Origin of the sequence: Rhizobium sp. C104, assembly GCF_022354505.1 — a bacterium.
GTDB lineage: Bacteria > Pseudomonadota > Alphaproteobacteria > Rhizobiales > Rhizobiaceae > Rhizobium > Rhizobium redzepovicii.
Genome location: NZ_CP092348.1, coordinates 2986656 through 3004094, shown reverse-complemented (window position 1 = coordinate 3004094; position 17439 = coordinate 2986656). Strand labels below are relative to the sequence as shown.

General features: G+C 59.9%; 14 protein-coding genes and 3 pseudogenes. 9 read left to right on the top strand and 8 right to left on the bottom strand.

The window, feature by feature from the left end:
- Window positions 1-3: 3 nt before the first annotated feature.
- The gene (locus MF410_RS16015; RefSeq protein ID WP_239619889.1) at window positions 4-729 is read left to right on the top strand and encodes an SDR family oxidoreductase; all 726 of its coding nucleotides are present in this window, start codon (window positions 4-6) and stop codon (window positions 727-729) included.
- Between the two features lie 11 nt (window positions 730-740).
- Window positions 741-1514, top strand: coding sequence for an SDR family oxidoreductase (locus MF410_RS16010; protein ID WP_097624831.1), 774 nt, complete (start codon window positions 741-743; stop codon window positions 1512-1514).
- A gap of 122 nt (window positions 1515-1636) precedes the next feature.
- Here the strand turns inward: MF410_RS16010 and MF410_RS16005 are convergent, their stop codons facing one another.
- From MF410_RS16005 to MF410_RS15980, 6 genes and pseudogenes are all read right to left on the bottom strand, one after another.
- A complete protein-coding gene (locus MF410_RS16005) occupies window positions 1637-2572 on the bottom strand; it encodes an AraC family transcriptional regulator (protein ID WP_097624832.1) in 936 nt (311 codons plus the stop codon).
- Between the two features lie 43 nt (window positions 2573-2615).
- Window positions 2616-3389: an L-iditol 2-dehydrogenase gene (locus MF410_RS16000; RefSeq protein WP_097624833.1), complete on the bottom strand. Its 774-nt coding sequence runs from the start codon at window positions 3387-3389 to the stop codon at window positions 2616-2618.
- A pseudogene (locus tag MF410_RS15995) lies at window positions 3389-4386 on the bottom strand (ABC transporter ATP-binding protein). Before MF410_RS15995 ends, MF410_RS16000 begins: the two are co-directional and overlap by 1 nt.
- Before the next feature lie 17 nt (window positions 4387-4403).
- Window positions 4404-5234, bottom strand: coding sequence for a carbohydrate ABC transporter permease (locus MF410_RS15990; RefSeq protein WP_064819036.1), 831 nt, complete (start codon window positions 5232-5234; stop codon window positions 4404-4406).
- Between the two features lies 1 nt (window position 5235).
- The gene (locus MF410_RS15985; protein ID WP_131711872.1) at window positions 5236-6108 is read right to left on the bottom strand and encodes a sugar ABC transporter permease; all 873 of its coding nucleotides are present in this window, start codon (window positions 6106-6108) and stop codon (window positions 5236-5238) included.
- Window positions 6109-6245: 137 nt separating this feature from the next.
- Entirely contained in the window at window positions 6246-7559 is a 1314-nt protein-coding gene (locus MF410_RS15980; RefSeq protein ID WP_222134984.1) for a sugar ABC transporter substrate-binding protein, read from the bottom strand.
- 342 nt (window positions 7560-7901) lie between these two features.
- Between MF410_RS15980 and MF410_RS15975 the strand changes: the two genes are divergently transcribed.
- The 6 genes and pseudogenes from MF410_RS15975 to MF410_RS15950 all read left to right on the top strand — a co-directional run bounded on the left by MF410_RS15975 (window position 7902) and on the right by MF410_RS15950 (window position 13659).
- Entirely contained in the window at window positions 7902-8726 is an 825-nt protein-coding gene (locus MF410_RS15975) for an aldolase (protein WP_018072509.1), read from the top strand.
- 23 nt (window positions 8727-8749) lie between these two features.
- Window positions 8750-9905, top strand: a pseudogene (locus MF410_RS15970) (Gfo/Idh/MocA family oxidoreductase).
- Window positions 9905-10577: pseudogene (locus MF410_RS15965) on the top strand (D-lyxose/D-mannose family sugar isomerase). The pseudogenes MF410_RS15970 and MF410_RS15965 overlap by 1 nt, the downstream one beginning before the upstream one ends.
- Window positions 10577-11635: a carbohydrate kinase family protein gene (locus MF410_RS15960; RefSeq protein WP_097623842.1), complete on the top strand. Its 1059-nt coding sequence runs from the start codon at window positions 10577-10579 to the stop codon at window positions 11633-11635. The pseudogene MF410_RS15965 and the gene MF410_RS15960 overlap by 1 nt, the downstream one beginning before the upstream one ends.
- Window positions 11636-11771: 136 nt before the next feature.
- Entirely contained in the window at window positions 11772-12560 is a 789-nt protein-coding gene (locus tag MF410_RS15955) for an L-iditol 2-dehydrogenase (RefSeq protein ID WP_097623843.1), read from the top strand.
- Window positions 12561-12648: 88 nt separating this feature from the next.
- The gene (locus MF410_RS15950) at window positions 12649-13659 is read left to right on the top strand and encodes a zinc-dependent alcohol dehydrogenase family protein (RefSeq protein ID WP_097623844.1); all 1011 of its coding nucleotides are present in this window, start codon (window positions 12649-12651) and stop codon (window positions 13657-13659) included.
- Between the two features lie 33 nt (window positions 13660-13692).
- On the opposite strand, the gene MF410_RS15945 is transcribed toward MF410_RS15950, so the two are convergent.
- Window positions 13693-14712, bottom strand: coding sequence for a LacI family DNA-binding transcriptional regulator (locus MF410_RS15945; RefSeq protein WP_097624163.1), 1020 nt, complete (start codon window positions 14710-14712; stop codon window positions 13693-13695).
- Between the two features lie 169 nt (window positions 14713-14881).
- Here MF410_RS15945 and MF410_RS15940 point away from each other — a divergent pair, with 169 nt between their 5' ends.
- Window positions 14882-15532, top strand: a complete 651-nt coding sequence (locus tag MF410_RS15940) for an alpha/beta fold hydrolase (protein WP_097623845.1) — start codon at window positions 14882-14884, stop codon at window positions 15530-15532.
- Between the two features lie 52 nt (window positions 15533-15584).
- On the opposite strand, the gene MF410_RS15935 is transcribed toward MF410_RS15940, so the two are convergent.
- Window positions 15585-17429, bottom strand: a complete 1845-nt coding sequence (locus MF410_RS15935; protein WP_131711070.1) for an acyltransferase family protein — start codon at window positions 17427-17429, stop codon at window positions 15585-15587.
- Between the last annotated feature and the right edge of the window lie 10 nt (window positions 17430-17439).

Below are 17439 nucleotides of genomic sequence, written 5' to 3'. Positions count from 1 at the left end.
TCGATGCAGGAATTGAATGGGAAGATCGCGGCGGTCACGGGTGCGGCCTCCGGCATAGGATTGGCTTCCACGGAAGCAATGCTTTCCGCAGGCGCGACGGTCGTGCTGGTGGACCGGGATGAGAAGGCCCTTGGGGCGGTTTGCAGCCGGCTTGGCGAGCGGGCTATTCCGCTCGTGATCAACCTGCTCAATCCGAACGAATGCGCGGGACTGCTTGAGGGCGTCCTGGCGAAGACGGGCAAGATCGACATCCTGCATGCCAATGCCGGCACCTATATCGGCGGCGACCTTGTGGAAACCGACCTCGATACGATCGATCGGATGCTCAATCTCAATGTGAATGTCGTCATCAAGAACGTTCGCAATGTCATTCCGCACATGATCGAACGCGGCACCGGCGACATTGTCGTCACGAACTCCGTCGCTGGACATTCGGCTATCCCGTGGGAGCCGGTGTATTCCTCGTCGAAATGGGCGATGACCTGCTTCGTCCAGACGATGCGGCGCCAGCTTCTGAAAAACGGCATTCGCGTGGGGTCGGTTTCTCCGGGGCCGGTCATCAGCGCTCTGCTTGCGGATTGGCCGGAGGAAAATCTTCGCAAGGCCAAGGAGGCCGGCGCTTTGATCGAGCCCAAGGAAGTCGCCGACGCGATCATCTTCATGCTGACCCGTCCGCGCAACGTCACCATCCGTGATATCGTGGTGCTTCCAAGCGCCTTTGACATCTGAAGGAGCCTGATATGAGCTACCAGAAGAAATTTCGCCTCGACGGCGAACGGGCGGTGGTCACCGGCGGAGGGCGCGCCATCGGGCTATGCTGCACCGAGGCGCTGGCGGAGGCGGGTGCGGCTGTCGTCGTCATCGAGCGCAGCGACGCCGACGCCCGGCAAGCGCTTGCGCTGCGCGACAACGGCTACGACATCGAAGTCCGGCTGGGCGACGTCACCGACGCGGCCCGCATGGACGAGATCGCCAATGAGCTTGCCGACGGAGGCCGGCCGGCGACGATCCTCGTCAACAATGCCGGGATTGGCCAGAGCGGCATCCCGGCGGAGGATCTCACCGACGCGGACTGGCTGCGCATGATGGACGTCAATCTGAACGGCGTCTTCTGGTGCTCGCGTGCTTTCGGCCGTCACATGGTCACGATGAGGCGGGGCGCCATCGTGAACCTCGGCTCGATGTCGGGTCACATCTGCAACCGGCCGCAGCCTCAGACGGCCTATAACGTCTCCAAGGCGGCAGTCCATCACCTCACGCGGTCGCTGGCCGCCGAGTGGGCGCAGCATGGTATCAGGGTAAACGCCGTCGCGCCCACCTACATCGAGACACCGATGGTGGTGGCCGTCGAAGCCAATCGCGAGCGTATTCCGCTCTGGCTCGCCGACACGCCGATGGGCAGGATGGGAACGCCGGAAGAGGTTGCCAGCGCGGTCCTCTTTCTGGCGTCGGGTGCAGCCAGCCTGATGACCGGAGCAATCGTCAACGTCGATGCAGGCTTCACCTGCTGGTAGTCCTTGCGTGAGGCGTGCGCCTCGTCCGCACCGGAAAGAGGCGGTGATCGGCCGCCTCGGAGACGCAAGTCCGCCAATGGGCAACTTGCCGCAGCAAGCAGCAATCTGAAAGTGGATAGTCGTCAGCTGTCGGGCGAAACGCGTTTTCCCCGTGCGGCCTTCCGGTAGACGGATGGAGTCTTGCCGACATGGCGAAGAAACGCGCGATTGAAGTTCGACAAGTTGGTGTAGCCGACTTCATAGCAGATATCCGTCACGGTCTCATCGGACTCCGACAGCAATTTGCAGGCCCTGCCTATGCGCAAACTCACCACGTAATCCGTAAAGCTGCGTCCGGTGTTCTTGATAAAAAATCGGCTGAAGGTGTTTGTCGACATGTTGACTACGGATGCGACGTCGGGGAGCTGAATTTTCTCAGTAAAGTGGCCGTGGATATGGAGAATTGCCCGCTGCATGGTGTTCAGCGTCGCCGCGTCGACATTCGGCGAGAAGTCGGGCGATGACAAAAGTTCGTATTCGCGGGAATCTGCCAGCAGTTCCAGAACGCGAAGGAAACGGATCAGCCTTTCCAACCCACCAACTGCTCCAATGCGTTCGAGCAGAAGAGTCGCACGTCGAGCTGTAGTCCCCGAAAATCGCAATCCACGCTGTGCGGCCGTCAGAAGCGTGTCCAGGCGCTTCATCTCCGGCAGATACCTGCTTGCTTCTCGAATTTTGTCCGGATGAAATTGAACGACAAGATCCCGTTCCGGGATCCTGTCGCCTTTGCCAATATGCGAGACCCAATCATGTGGCAGATTGCTGCCGACGATTGTTAGATCGCCGGGACCGAAATTGCCGATATAATCACCAACATACGCCGTGCCGGACGATTTGCGGATAAGGTGTATCTCGAATTCCGGATGAAAATTCCAGAGCGAATTTGCCCAGGGATAGTCGTCGATCCGCCAGAGGAAGGTATCGTCTTCAGCGGTCAGAACGTGCTCAAATTTCGGCGCCAGCCGCGATGTTCCGTTGCGGGCAACCGACGGCTTGGTCAAGCTGGTCGAGGCGCTCATTCCACTTGTTCCATCAACGGATAAGCCGGGTTGAGGATAGCGGTTAGCTCATCCAGTTACCACCATCGACGTTGTAGGTCTGTGCGACGATGTAATCGGCTTCTTTCGAGGCGAGGAAGATTGCCATTCCGGCCAGGTCTTCCGCCGTCCCCATGCGGCCGAAGGGAACAGCTTCACCGACCAGCCGCTTTTTCTCGCCAAGCGGGCGGTTTTCGTATTCTGCGAATTTCGCATCCACGCCGTCCCAATGTTCGCCATCGACGACGCCGGGTGCAATGGCGTTGACGTTGATGCCGTGCTTGATCAAGTCGAGCCCGGCTGACTGCGTCAAGGAAATGACAGCAGCTTTCGTTGCGCAATAGACGGCGACCAGAGCCTCTCCGCGTCGTCCCGCCTGGCTCGCCATGTTGATGATCTTGCCGCCCGTGCCGCGCGCGATCATCGATTTCGCCGCTGCCTGCAGCGTGAAGAGCGTGCCCGAAACGTTGATGGCAAAAAGTGTATCGAAGCTCTCGCGGGTAATGCCGGCGATCGGCGCAAGATCGAAAAGCGCGGCATTGTTGACGAGAATGTCTATGCCGCCTGTCTTGGCATCGACAGCGGCAATCGCCTGGTCGATGGAAGTCTGATCGGTAACGTCGATCTTCAGTGCATAGGCGGATGCGCCAAGTTCGCTGGCCGTGTGTTCGGCGCGCTCGAAATTGATGTCGGCGATTGCGACGGTAGCGCCCTCGCGGATGTAAGCCTCTGCGAACGTTCGGCCGATGCCACGCGCCGAACCGGTAATCAACGCTGATTTTCCTTCAAGCCGTTTCATTACTTTGCCACTCCCTTTTCGTTGAATCTATGGATCCTCGCCGGATCGGGGGTTAGATAAACCGTCTCCCCGGCGCGGATGCCCGTCTCACCCAAGACCCGCACCGTCAGCAGGCCCGCCACCTCGGTGCGAACATGGATGAAGGTATCGGAGCCGAGATGTTCGGTGACGCTCGCCTCACCCTTCCACAGGCCTTCGGCCGTGGAAATGGTCAGATGTTCGGGCCGGACGCCGATGGTATGTGCATTCAGCGCGGCGGCGTTCTGGCCTGTTATGAAGTTCATCTTCGGCGAACCGATGAAGCCGGCGACGAAGAGGTTGCGGGGCGGCTGTAGAGTTCGAGCGGCGAGCCGACCTGCTCGATATTGCCCCTGTTCAAGACGACGATCTTGTCGGCCATGGTCATCGCCTCGACCTGGTCGTGGGTGACGTAGACCATTGTCGTCTTCAGCTGCTGATGCAGCTCGCTGATTTCGAGACGCATGTTGACGCGCAGCGCTGCGTCGAGGTTCGACAGCGGTTCGTCGAACAGGAAGGCCGAAGGCTGGCGCACGATGGCGCGGCCGATCGCCACGCGCTGGCGCTGGCCGCCAGACAGCTGGCGCGGCTTGCGCTCCAGATAATCGGTAAGGTTCAGCACCCGGGCGGCATCGCTCACCTTGCGGTCGATCTCAGCCTTGTCGACGCCCGCCATCTTCAGCGGAAAGGCGATGTTGTTGCGCACGCTCATATGCGGATAGAGCGCATAGGACTGGAACACCATGGCCAGGCCGCGTTCCGACGGCGCCTTTTCGGTGGCGTCCCTGCCGTCGATGACGATCTTGCCGCCGGAGACATCCTCGAGACCGGCGATCAGCCTGAGCAGCGTGGACTTGCCGCAGCCCGACGGGCCGACGAAGACGACGAACTCGCCGTCCTTGATATCGAGATCGATCGAAGGGATGACCTTGGCTTCGCCGAAGACCTTGGAAACCTTCTGAAGGGTAATGCTGCCCATGTTTGTCTCCCTTTATCTTATTTCACAGCGCCGAAGGTCAGGCCGCGGACGAGTTGTTTCTGGCTGAACCAGCCAAGGATCAGGATCGGCGCGATCGCCATCGTCGATGCCGCCGACAGCTTGGCGTAGAACAGGCCTTCCGGACTGGAATAGGAAGCGATGAAGGCCGTCAGCGGCGCCGCCTTGGAGGCGGTGAGATTGAGCGTCCAGAACGCCTCGTTCCAGGCAAGGATGATGTTCAAAAGCAGCGTCGAGGCAATGCCGGGCACCGCCATCGGCGTCAGCACGTAGACGATCTCCTTCATCAGCGATGCCCCGTCCATGCGGGCCGCCTCGAGGATTTCGCCCGGGATTTCCTTGAAGTAGGTATAGAGCATCCAGACGATGATCGGCAGATTGATCAGTGTCAGCACAATCACCAGGCCGGTGCGCGTGTCGAGCAGGCCCGAATTGCGAAACAGCAGGTAGATCGGGATCAGCGCGCCCACAGGCGGCATCATCTTGGTCGACAGCATCCACATCAGCACGTCCTTGGTCCGCTTGGTCGGCGAAAACGCCATCGCCCAGGCGGCGGGAATAGCGATGATCAGGCCGATCAGCGTCGAGCCGAAGGAAATGATCACCGAGTTCATGAAGTGGCTGAGATAGTTCGACCGGCTCTGCACCTCCGCATAGTTCTCCGTCGTCCAATGGAAGAACAGGAACTGCGGTGGCGAGGCGATGGCATCGGCTTCCGACTTGAAGCTGGTCAGGAACGTCCAGAGGATCGGGAAGAAGATCAGGATGCCGAGCGTCCAGGCGATCGCGGTGACGATGACCTTGCGCTGCGTTGTGACTTTTCTGGCCATCTCAAGCCTCCAGATTCTTGCCGACGAGGCGGACGAGGAAGATCGCGACGATATTGGCAAGCACGACGGCGACGATGCCGCCCGCCGAAGCGCCGCCGATATCGAACTGCAGCAGCGCCTGGGCATAGACGAGATAGGTGAGGTTGGTGCTGTCGGTGCCCGGCCCGCCATTGGTGGTGACGAGAATTTCGGCAAAGACCGAAAGCAGGAAGATCGTCTGGATCAGGATCACCACGGTGATGGCCCGCGCCATGTGCGGCAGGATGATGTAGATGAATTTCGAGATCGGACCGGCGCCGTCCATTTCGGAGGCTTCCTTCTGCTCCTCGTCAAGCGACTGCAGCGCCGTCAGCATGATGAGGGTGGCAAAGGGCAGCCATTGCCAGGCGACGATCAGAATGACGGAGAACAGCGGCGCATTCGCCAGCCAGTCGATCGGCTGCAGGCCGAGCGCCTTGGCAAGATGGGCAAACAGGCCGTTGACCGGGTTCATGAACATGTTCTTCCACACCAGTGCTGCCACCGTCGGCATGACGAAGAACGGCGCGATCACCAGAATGCGCACGATGCCCTGTCCGTACATCGGCTGATCAAGCAGCAGCGCAAAGGCGATGCCGCCGATGACGGTGATCAGCAACACGCCGGCAACGAGCAGCAGCGTATTGATCAGCGCCGCGATGAAGGCCGGATCGGACAGGAAGTATTCGTAGTTGAGCAGACCGACGAAACTCTCCATGCCGGGGCTGAGCAGATTGTAGTTCAGCAGCGAGAAATAGATCGTCATCGCAAGTGGGACGATCATCCATGCAAAGAGGAGCAGCACGGAGGGCGCAATCATCAGGCGCGCCGCGGAGCGGGTATGCAAGGTTGCCATGGCAATCACCGATCTGATCTGAAGCGGGGAGCGGCCGCAGGAAGGCTTTGTCTGAAAAAGCGGCCGCCGATGCAGTTCGGGCATCGGCGGCCCAGAGGGGCGGATTGTCAAGAATCCGCCTCTTGCTCAGGAGGTTGTTATTTGATGTAGCCGGCTTTGGTCATTTCCCGGGTTGCCAGCTGCTGGGCGCTCTTCAACGCCTGATCGACCGAAATCTGGCCGGCAAGGGCTGCCGAGAACTGCTGACCCACCGCCGTACCAATGCCCTGGAATTCCGGGATCGCCACGAACTGGACGCCGACATAGGGGACCGGCTTGACGGTCGGCTTGGTCGGATCGGCCGCCTCGATCGAGTCGAGCGTCATCTTGGCAAACGACGCCGCCTTCTGGTAGTCCGCATTCGCATAGAGCGATTTGCGGGTGCCCGGAGGTGCATTCAGCCAGCCTTCCTTCTCGGCGACGAGGTTGCTGTATTCCTTGCTGGTTGCCCAGGCGACGAACTTCTCAGCCGCTTCGGCCTTCTGGGTACCTGCCGGGATGGCGAGGCTCCAGGCCCAGAGCCAGTTGCCGCGCTTGCCGAGGCCCTTGTCCGGGGCGAGCGCGAAGCCGACCTTGTCGGCGACCTGCGACTGCTTCGGATCGGCGACGAAGGAAGCGGCAACCGTTGCGTCGATCCACATGCCGCACTTACCGGTCTGAAACAGCGCCAGGTTCTCGTTGAAGCCGTTGGAGGAGGCGCCCGGAGGGCCGGCATCCTTCATCAGCTTGACGTAGAAATCGAGCGTGTCCTTCCATTCCGGCTGATCGAACTGCGGCTTCCACTTCTCGTCGAACCAGCGGGCGCCGAAGGAATTGGACATGGCCGTCAGGAAGGCCATGTTCTCGCCCCAGCCGGCCTTGCCGCGCAGGCAGATGCCGTAGACTTCCTTGTCCTTGTTGGTGATCTTGCGGGCAGCGTCGGCAATGAAGTCCCAGGTCGGCGCGTCGGGCATTTTCAGGCCGGCAGCGTCGAACAGGTCCTTGCGGTACATGACCATCGAGCTTTCACCATAGAACGGCGCAGCATAGAGCTTGCCGTCTACAGTCAGGCCGCTGCGGATGGCCGGCAGCAGGTCGTCGACGTCGTAGTTGGCGCCGAGATTGTCGAGCGGCAGCAACCAGTCCTGTTTCGCCCAGATCGGAACTTCATAAGTGCCGATCGTCAGCACGTCGTACTGGCCGCCCTTGGTCGCGATGTCGGTCGTGACCTTCTGGCGCAGCACATTCTCTTCGAGGGTTACCCATTCAAGGTCGATGCCCGGATTCTTCGCCTTGAAGTCATCCGTCAGCTTCTGCATCCGGATCATGTCGCCGTTGTTCACGGTCGCGATTGTCAGCGTTTCAGCCAGAACGGTGGAGCTGAGTGCTACGGAAATAAAGGCGCCGAGTGCGCCTGCCAAATAATGTCTCATGGATCCTCCCAAGACAACTCACCCCGAAACGTCAGCCATTCCTCCAAAGGTGAGCGTGGGATGCAATTTAAATGGCCAGTGGGAGCAAACTAGCGCTTGAGGAGCTAAAAACCGATACTCTTATGCAAATCTCCGACCGTAAACGATTTCTGATCTCTTGCAATTGTATCAGCGCGGCCCCGCCTGACTCAGGGCCGCGACGGCCTGCATGGCTGATGAGGCGAATTCAGCGCGCCAAATGGACAATTAAAGCGAATATGGAAACGTTACCACATTTTCTTGACTCGCAATTCTCCTGCGTTTATTCGAATGTGGAAACGTTGCCATATTGGGAGGAAGCTGATGAAATCCGCGCGGTTGAACCGACTTTTCGGCGTGTCTGGAAATTGTTTTGACGTTGCTATCGATCACGGCATGTTCAATGAACGGACTTTCCTCGCCGGCATCGAGAACATGAAGACTGCCATCGAGGTGATCGCGCAAGCGGCGCCGGATGCCATCCAACTGCCGCCGGGGACGGCGCCCATGCTGCAGGCTATTCCCGGCAAGCATCGCCCGGCGCTGGTGCTGCGCACCGACATCGCCAACATCTATGGCAATCCCCTGCCGTCTCAGCTGTTTTCCGAAATGATCGACAGGGCGGTGGAACAGGGCGTTGCATTGGATGCTGCCTGTGTCGTCGTCAATCTTTTGATGCTGCCGGACCAGCCGGAAGTCTACCGCGCCTGCGTGCGCAATGTGAACAGCCTGAAACGCGAGTGCGAGATCTACGGCATGCCGCTGATGGTCGAGCCGCTCGTCATGCAGGACAATTCCAAGGGCGCCTATATGGTCGACGGCGCGATCGACAAGATCCTGCCGCTCGTGCGCCAGGCGGCTGAACTCGGCGCCGATATCATCAAGGCCGACCCCTGCGACAATGTCGAGGAATATCACCGCGTGGTCGAAATCGCCCAGGGCCTGCCGGTGCTGGTGCGCGGCGGCGGCCGCGTTTCCGATCAGGAAATCCTGATCCGCACCAAGCAGTTGATGGAGCAAGGCGCCCGTGGCATCGTCTATGGCCGCAACGTCATCCAGCATCACAATCCCGGCGGCATGACGCGGGCCTTGATGGCAATCGTCCATGACAAGGCTTCCGTCGAGCAAGCCTCGCTGCATATTGGCTGACGCGCGTCTGGGGAGGGCATGTCATGACGAAAATATTCCGCTTCGGCGTCATCGGCTGCGGTCTGATGGGGCGCGAATTCGCGAGTGCCGCGGCGCGCTGGCTGCATCTGGCCGATGTGAAGGCGCGACCGGAAATCGTCGCCGTCTGTGATACCAACGCGACGCTGCTCGACTGGTTCAAGGATCATGTACCGACGGTTCGGCAGTTCACCGCCGATTATCAGGGAGCTTCTGGCCAATCCCGAGGTCGATGCGGTCTATTGCGCCGTCCCGCATGTGCTGCACCAGCAATTCTACATCGACGTCCTGAAGGCCGGAAAACATCTTCTCGGCGAAAAACCCTTCGGCATGGACGCCGCGCAGAATCGGGAAATCATGGCGGTTCTCGCCGAGCATCCCGAACTCCTGGTCCGCTGCTCGTCGGAAATGCCTTTCTTCCCCGGCGCACAGAAGGTCATCGCGCTCGCAAAAAGCGGCGAGATGGGGGATATAATCGAAGTCGAGGCGGGTTTCCTGCACTCTTCGGATATCGACCGGCAGAAGCCGATCAACTGGAAGCGTATGGCCGAGATCAATGGCGACTATGGCTGCATGGGTGATCTCGGCATGCATGTGCTGCACGTGCCGCTGCGTCTCGGCTGGCGCCCGACGACCCTGCATGCGCAACTGGTCAAGAAGGTTACCGAACGTCCCGACGGCAAGGGCGGCATGCTGCCCTGCACCACCTGGGACAATGCCACGATCAGCAGCCGCGTACGCACTGGGGATCAGGATTTCCCGATGGTGCTGAAAACCTGGCGCATCGCGCCCGGCGAATCCAACACCTGGTACATCAGGGTTCTCGGCATGAAGAAAAGCGCATTCTTCAGCACGAAGTCGCCGCGCCAGTGGCAGTGGATGGATTATAATGGCGGAGCGCAGGCCTGGAGCACCGAGGATCTCGGTTATGGCTCGCTGTTTCCGGCCATCACAGGCAAGATCTTTGAATTCGGTTTTGCCGACGCCATACAGCAGATGTGGGCGGCCTTCGTCGATGAGCTTGCCGGCGGGGATGCGAACGGTTTCGGCTGTGCGACGCCGGCCGAGGCGCAGGCGCATCATGCGGTCCTGACGGCAGCCCTCAAATCCGGTCGCGAGGACGTCGTGGTGCCGGTCGCGTATGACGGGGTGTCCGTCTGATGCAGCGCTCCGCGATCAACGCCGCCTTGCTGCGGGCAACCGAGACCCTCGAGCGCTGGCATTGGTCCCTGCCGGCATGGGGTTCCTGGACGGCGGCGGATTTTGCCGCTCATCCCGAGGCATCGGCCTATTTGCGCGCCCATCGAGCTGGGTTGGGATGTCACCGATTTCGGCTCGAACCGCTTCGCCGAATGCGGCCTCGTGCTGTTTTGCCTGCGCAATGGCATCGTTGATATCTGGGGTGAGCGGACCTATGCCGAAAAGCTGCTCTTCGTCGAGGAAGGGCAGCTTACGCCGACCCACCGTCATGCGGCGAAGATGGAAGACATCATCAATCGCGCCGGCGGCGATCTCGTCATCGAATTCGCCGCAACCGACGCCGATGGCAATGTGCTGACGGAGGATGTGACGGTTCCGGTCGACGGGCTGCCGCACCGGCTCGCGGCATGGGAGCCGCTGATTCTTGAGCCTGGCCAAAGCGTGACGATCCGCACCGGGCTTTACCACCGCTTTTACGGCAGGAAAGGGGGCGGACCTGTCCTTGTCGGCGAGGTCAGTCAGGTCAACGACGACAACAGCGACAATTTCTTTCTGGAACCGATCGGGCGCTTTGCCGCGATCGAGGAAGATGAGCCGCCGCTGAGACCCTTGTGGAATGAAGGAGTCAGCTGATGCGAGCCGGGGAGGAGGTTTGCGATCGCGATAGTCAGAAGCACGGCGGCATCGTCTGCGCGGGAAACTTCATCGTCGATCGCGTCCACACCCTGTCCTATTGGCCAGAACAGGGCAACCTCGCGCATATCCTGCACCAGGATCTGGGCGTGGGCGGCGGGGCGGCCAATGTCGTCACCGATCTGGCCTCGCTCGGATTTCCCGGAAAGCTGGCGGCGGCGGGATGCATCGGCGCTGATCAGGACGGGGAGATCGTCAAGGCCCGCCTTACACTTGCCGGCGTCGATGTCGGTGGGTTGACCGCGCTTGCCGACCGGGTGACGGCGCATACGCATGTCATGAATGTGCCCGGCCAGAACCGCACCTTCTTCTATCATGGCGGCGCCAACGATGCCGTCACGGATGAGCTCGTCTCACCAGCCGCCTTCGCTGAGGCCGGCTATCGGCTGTTCTATCTCGGTTATCTCATGCTGTTGCCGGGTCTCGACCGCATCGGCCCTGACGGTCGTTCCGGAGCGTCGCGCCTGCTGGAGGCTGCGCGCCGCGCCGGGCTCACGACCTGCGTGGATTTCGTATCGAGCGAAGACCCGGAATTTGCGTCCAAGGTCGGCGTCGCTCTGCCCTTCTGCGATTATCTGATCATCAACGAGATGGAGGCGGGTCGGGCAACCGATGTTGTCGTTCGCGACGCGAAGGGAGATTTGATCGAGGCGGGGCTTTTGGAAGCGGGCGAGCGCCTGCTTGCCGCAGGCGTCACCAAAGGCGCGATCATCCATGCACCGGAAATCTGCTTCTGGTTTGCATCAGGCGCTTCCCCGATCATGACGCGTTCACGACCCGTCGATCCTGATGACATCGTCAGTACGGTCGGCGCAGGAGACGCCTTCTGTGCCGCCGTGCTCTACGGTCTGCATGAGAACTGGCCGGTCGAGCATATTTGCGCCGTCGCCCATGCTGCCGCTGCGCATTGCCTCGCGGGTGCGACGGCCACCGATGGCATCCCCGACATGTCTGTGCTCCTTCCAGAGGCGCAGGAGGCGAGCCCGCAATCCGCTTAGCCCATTGGTGTCGCCTCAGGAGAGGGCGGTTCCAATAACCATCCAGTCAGAATGGAGGAGCAGACATGAAGCTATTCACTATGGCAGCCGCGCATGGCACCCTTGCCGGCGCAGGTCCGAGTGGGGAGGCAGTACGATGACCCATACGGAAACGGCGCGGCTCTCGGGCAAGGTGGCATTGGTCACAGGGGGAGCGAGCGGTATCGGCAAGGCCGTATGCGAACGCTTCGCCGCCGAAGGCGCCAGGGTTGTCGTGGCGGATCTCGACGGTGAACGATGCGCACGGGTGGCGGAAGCGATCGGTCCGCATGCCTGGGGTGTGGCGCTTGACGTGACCAGCCAGGACAGCATCGAAGAAGCTGCACGCTTCGCCATCGCCACTGCCGGTCAGATCGATATCCTGGTCAATGCCGCAGGCATTTACGAGGTCGAGTCCATTCTGGAAATATCCCGGGAGCGCACCGCTAGGGTATTTCAGGTCAATATCGAAGGCGTGATTTTCATGACACAGGCCGTTGCCCGGCACATGGTGGAGAGAGGGGAAGGTGGACGCATCATCAACTTCTCGTCCCAGGCGGGGCGTCGGGGCGAAGGACCTGCTGTGGCTTACTGCGCATCCAAGGCGGCGGTCATCAGCATCACGCAAAGCTGCGCTCTGGAGCTGATCCGTTACGGCATCAACGTCAACGCCATCGCTCCCGGTGTCGTCGATACGCCGATGTGGGACGTCGTCGATGCAAAACTCGGCAGCCGGGAAGGTTTGAAACCCGGTGACGTCAAGCGCCGCGTGGCTGCCGCCGTTCCCGCCGGACGATTTGGCGCTCCCCAAGAACAAGCTGCAATGGCTGCCTTCCTGGCCGGGCCTGATGCAGCATATATCGTGGCGCAGTGCTACAATGTCGACGGCGGCAATGTCATGAGCTGAGCGCTTGAGCCGCGTCGCGGGTGCATCATCCTACAAGGCGGCTTCATCAGCACGACCGGCAATCGAACTTTAGGTCTGGGGGAGTGGAATGAAGGCTGTACGCTTGGAGTCGATCGGGTCTTTGACCATGCGCAACGTTGAGAAACCGGTTGCCGGGCCAGGCGAGCTGCTTATCCGGGTGGCAGCAGCCGGCATCTGCGGTTCCGATCGCCACATGTACAAGGGCGAATATCCGACAGCGATCCCCGTCACGCTGGGCCACGAATTCTGCGGCATCGTGGAAGAGATCGGCGATGGTGTGACACGGTTTAGCGGCGGGGAGCTCGTGACGGTCGACCCCAATATCGCCTGCGGCATCTGTCCGGCTTGCACGCAGGCGCGGCCGAACCTGTGCGAGAGCTTGACTGCCATCGGCGTGACGCGGGATGGCGGCTTTGCGGAATATGTGGCGGTGCCGCATGCGCAGGCCTTCGTGTTGCCGGCCAACCTCGATCCCGTTCACGGCGCCTTCAGTGAACCGCTGGCCTGCTGTATCCACGCCATCGACAAGGCAAGGATCCGTGCGGGTGAAAGCGTCGCGATCCTCGGCGGGGGCGTGATCGGTCTGCTGATGGTGCAACTCGCCCGCCTGGCGGGGGCGAGCGAGATCATTTTGATCACGCGCCAGCAGTCGAGACGCCAAACCGCTTTGCGCCTGGGGGCGACACATGCCTTCGACCCGGCCTCCTCCGACACGATCGCTTCCGTGCGAGAGGTTACCAAAGGCGGCACAGACGTGGTCATCGAGTGCGCCGGCGTGCCCGATACGCTTCAAAGCGGTCTGAGGATGGCGCGGCGCGGTGGCACATTCGTGCTTTTCGGGGTCACGCCGGCAGGTGTCGAGGTGCCGGTTCTGCCCTTCGATCTGCTGGTGAACGAAGTCGATATCAGGCCGGCCTACCTCAATCCTTTCACCCATTCGCGCGCTGCTGCAATGGTAGCAAACGGGGCATTGGAGCTGGACGCGCTGGTCACCAAAACCATCGGTCTCGAGGAGGTCGCCGACGTGGTGGGCAACGTGCCATTACCGGGCGAGATCAAGGTCATCGTCCGACCCTAGCTTCGCCGCGCCACTCTGATCCGCACCGCCTGCTCAGCTGCGGATGGGGCCGGTGGAATCGCGCTCGATCAGCGTGACCGGCACCTTTACGATCGCACCCTGCCGAGATGCGTCCCCTGTCTGGTGCTCTTCGATCAGCGCTTCCAGTAACCGTGCTGCTTGCTGCCCGACATCGCGGATCGGCTGCGCGACCGTTGTCAGCCGCGGAAAGACATAGGCTGCCTCCGGCAGGTCGTCGAAGCCGACGACCGAATAGTCGTTCGGAACGGAAAATCCGCGATCCTGGACGGCATGGATTGCGGCAATCGCCGAAACGTCGGTTGTGCCGATGATCGCGGTGACCTCAGGTCGAGACGCCAGCAATTCTCGCGCCAGTCGGTAGGTTTCCGCAAAGCTGTGCTCTTCCGCCATCGCCACGATGGCAGGTGCGATGCCATCCTTGGCCATTTCCGCCGTGATGCCCTGAAGGCGAAGCTGGATAGGTTGGCTGTGTGCCGGCGCGCCGACGATGGCGATCGCCCGGTGGCCGAGGTCGATCAGATGGCGCGCCATCAGCCGTCCGCCTTCCGCATGATCGGCCATGACAGCGTCGTCGGCGATGCCGCTCAGCTCACGGTCGATGGCGATGATCGGTATACCGGCATCCCGCAGCACCCCGAAATGCTCGATGCTGCCGAAGGCGCTTGCGACGATGACACCGTCGACGCGCTGGGCAAGCAGCATGGAAATATAGCGCGCCTCGTGATCCATATTTTCCGCCGTGCTGCAGATCAGCGTCTGATAGCCGTGCTGAAACAGTTCCTGTTCGATGGCATGGGCGAGGATACCGAAGAACGGCACGTCAATCGACGGCAGCATCAGCCCGATCATCCGGCTTGGTGCACCGCGCAGCATACGGGCACCCTTGCTGGGTGTGTAGTTCAGTGTCCGGATCGCCGACTCTACGCGATGCCGGAGCTCAGGCGAGGCGTAGCCGCTGTTGTTGAGCACACGCGAGACCGAAGAGACCGACGTTCCTGCAAGTTTGGCGATATGTCTGATGCTGGTCGTCACGGCCCGCATTTCTCTCTTTGTGCAGCACTGAGCGTCTTTGCAGCTGCGCAAAGGACGCTGCAGCAGTTTGAATGCTGCACAACTTATCCTTAAATCGATTCCGATCTAAGCAATTCGTACGCCACAACCAAGCCATTTCGAATGAATGGCTATTCGGCATGGACACCTGATGAACGACACAGTCATCCTTTTTCACGGCATTGCCCGGACGAAGAAAAGCATGGAGAAGCTCGCAGCCTTCCTGTCCGGGAAGGGGTATCGGGTTGCGAATGTCGGTTACCCCTCCACCAGGTTTTCGATCGGCGACCTTGTCGACATCGTTCGGCCGCAGATCGACGCGGCTGTGCAGGAGGCAGGCGACGGCCGTGTGCATTTCATCGGTTATTCGATGGGTGGGCTGCTTATCCGTGCTTTTCTCCGGAACCATCGCCCGCCGAAGTTGGGAAGAGTGGTCATGGTCGGAACGCCGAACAACGGCAGCCAGATCGCCGATTTCCTCAAGACCTGGCCGCTCTACAGGAAGTTCTATGGACCGGCAGGGCAGCAGCTGATTACCGATCAAACCGCAATGACCAAGCTGTTCGGCACGGTCGATTACGAACTTGGCATCATCGCGGGGAACCGGACCATCGACCCGGTCTCTTCCCTGATCATCGGCCTTAGAATTCCGAATGATGGAAAGGTGTCGGTGGAGAGCACACGCCTCGACGGCGCCGCGGCGCATATCGTCATTCCCGCCAACCACACTTTCTTGCCGGTCAACAAGATCATGTGGAGGCAAGCCCTGTCGTTTCTGCAGGATGGACGGTTCGCAAGCTGAACACCGACAGTTGCCTCATCGACAGTTTCAAAACGCACAGCGTGGGCTGACCTCACCGTTGAACGATGAGGTCCTGCTTGACCTTTGAAATCAGCAGGCGGGAGCCGTCAGCGGTGAAGTGCCCGTAGTCGAATTGCACCGGGTCCCCGCTTTTTGTCCACACGATGCAGTCGGGATTGCACATGGTCTTATAGGTGGAGATGTACATTGCTCCGCTTCCGGCCAATGCGTCGTGAATATCTACACCGATGCGCTGCCGAGGCGCCAAATGATCGGCGGCATGAAATGGCTGCTTCTCATAGAGACTATGAGCGAGCAGCCGCGGCAGGGAAGATTTATATTCTGCCACTGGTCCGAAGACGACGATCTTTTTGGCAAAGGGTGAGAGGTAGTCCACCGTCTTTCTGATGAGTTTGACGTCATCTTCAGTCCAGCGTCCGGCCAACACGAGAACATCGACCTTGTGGCTCGGCAAAAACTCTTTGAAGACGTAGTTCATGAGGTCTAGGCAGCGCTCTTCGCCTTCGGCTTCAAGAGTAGGACGGCATCCTGATGCGTTAGCTTGAAGGACGTTGGTCCCCGGCAGCGTTTTCAAGCCCGGATATAGGTGCGCAGCGTGACTATCACCGATGAGCGCTATGTTTTGCTGACTATTTGAGAGAGCCAAGCAGGTATCACGATCGTATTTTTCGATACCGTCGTTTGACGTAAGGAAGCATTTTCCACTGCGGAAGGCTTTCGAGGGGTCGTAATCGGCAAATTCCGCCACCCGCTCAACGAGCTTGTTGTCGTCCTTCATTTGATCGGCGGCGAGTTGCCCGACGAATGCCAGCATTGCTACGGAAGCAATTGAGGCAGCCCCGGCGGCCACGGACACCAGAGGCCGGTATCGCATCGTTCGGAAGGGCGTTTCGATAAATCGCCACGAGAAATATGCGACGACAAAACTCAAAGCGACGGGCACCAATTGCCAGCCATGCTCCCACGCCCCGTACTGGTTCGAAAACACCCAGATCGGCCAATGCCACAAATAGAGGGAATACGAGATCAAACCTATCGAGGTGGCGACCCTCAATGATAGAAGCCTGCTGACCAGCGTGCCTGGACCCGCCCAGATGATAAGAGCCGTGCCTGCCGTCGCGGGTAAGGCCATTAGCCCTGGAAACTCAGAGGTTTTCGACAACAGCAGCGCGCTGAGGCCGATCGCCAAGGCGCCGATTGCCGAAAGCGCATTATTGATCCGCATATCGGAAAATTTCGTCAATGCCGGTGCTGCGATGAGGGAGCCTACCAGCAGCTCCCACGCGCGATATTGCACAAGATAGAAAGCTGCAGAGCGGTTGATTGGAACAGCGATGATGGAAGCAATGATGCTGACTGCGAAAAGTCCCGCAATGGCTATCCCGGTTGCCCTGCGGCCATAACGGCTCGCTGCCATGACGATCAGCGGAAAAATGACGTAGAACTGCTCTTCGACCGACAACGACCATGTGTGCAGGACCGGATTGAATTCCGCGGAATCATCGAAATATCCAGTCGTCAAATAGAAATAGGCATTGGAAGCAAAGAGCGCGGAGGACGTCACTGACTTGAAGACCCGCAGGCTTTCGTCAGGCAGCATCGTAAAATACGAAACCGCCATCACGACAGCATACATGGCCACGACAGCGGGAAGAATTCGTTTGGCCCGACGGCTGTAGAAGTTGCCGATCGAAAATCGGCCATCGCTTACTTCGGCGAGGATTATTTTTGTTATCAGGAAGCCCGATATCACGAAAAAAATGTCCACCCCGATAAATCCGCCGGGGAGAATGCGATCAAATCCGCAGTGATAAAGAATCACAAAAATGACGGCTACGGCTCGCAGGCCGTCGATATCTTGACGATGCGTAATCATTGTCGGCCTC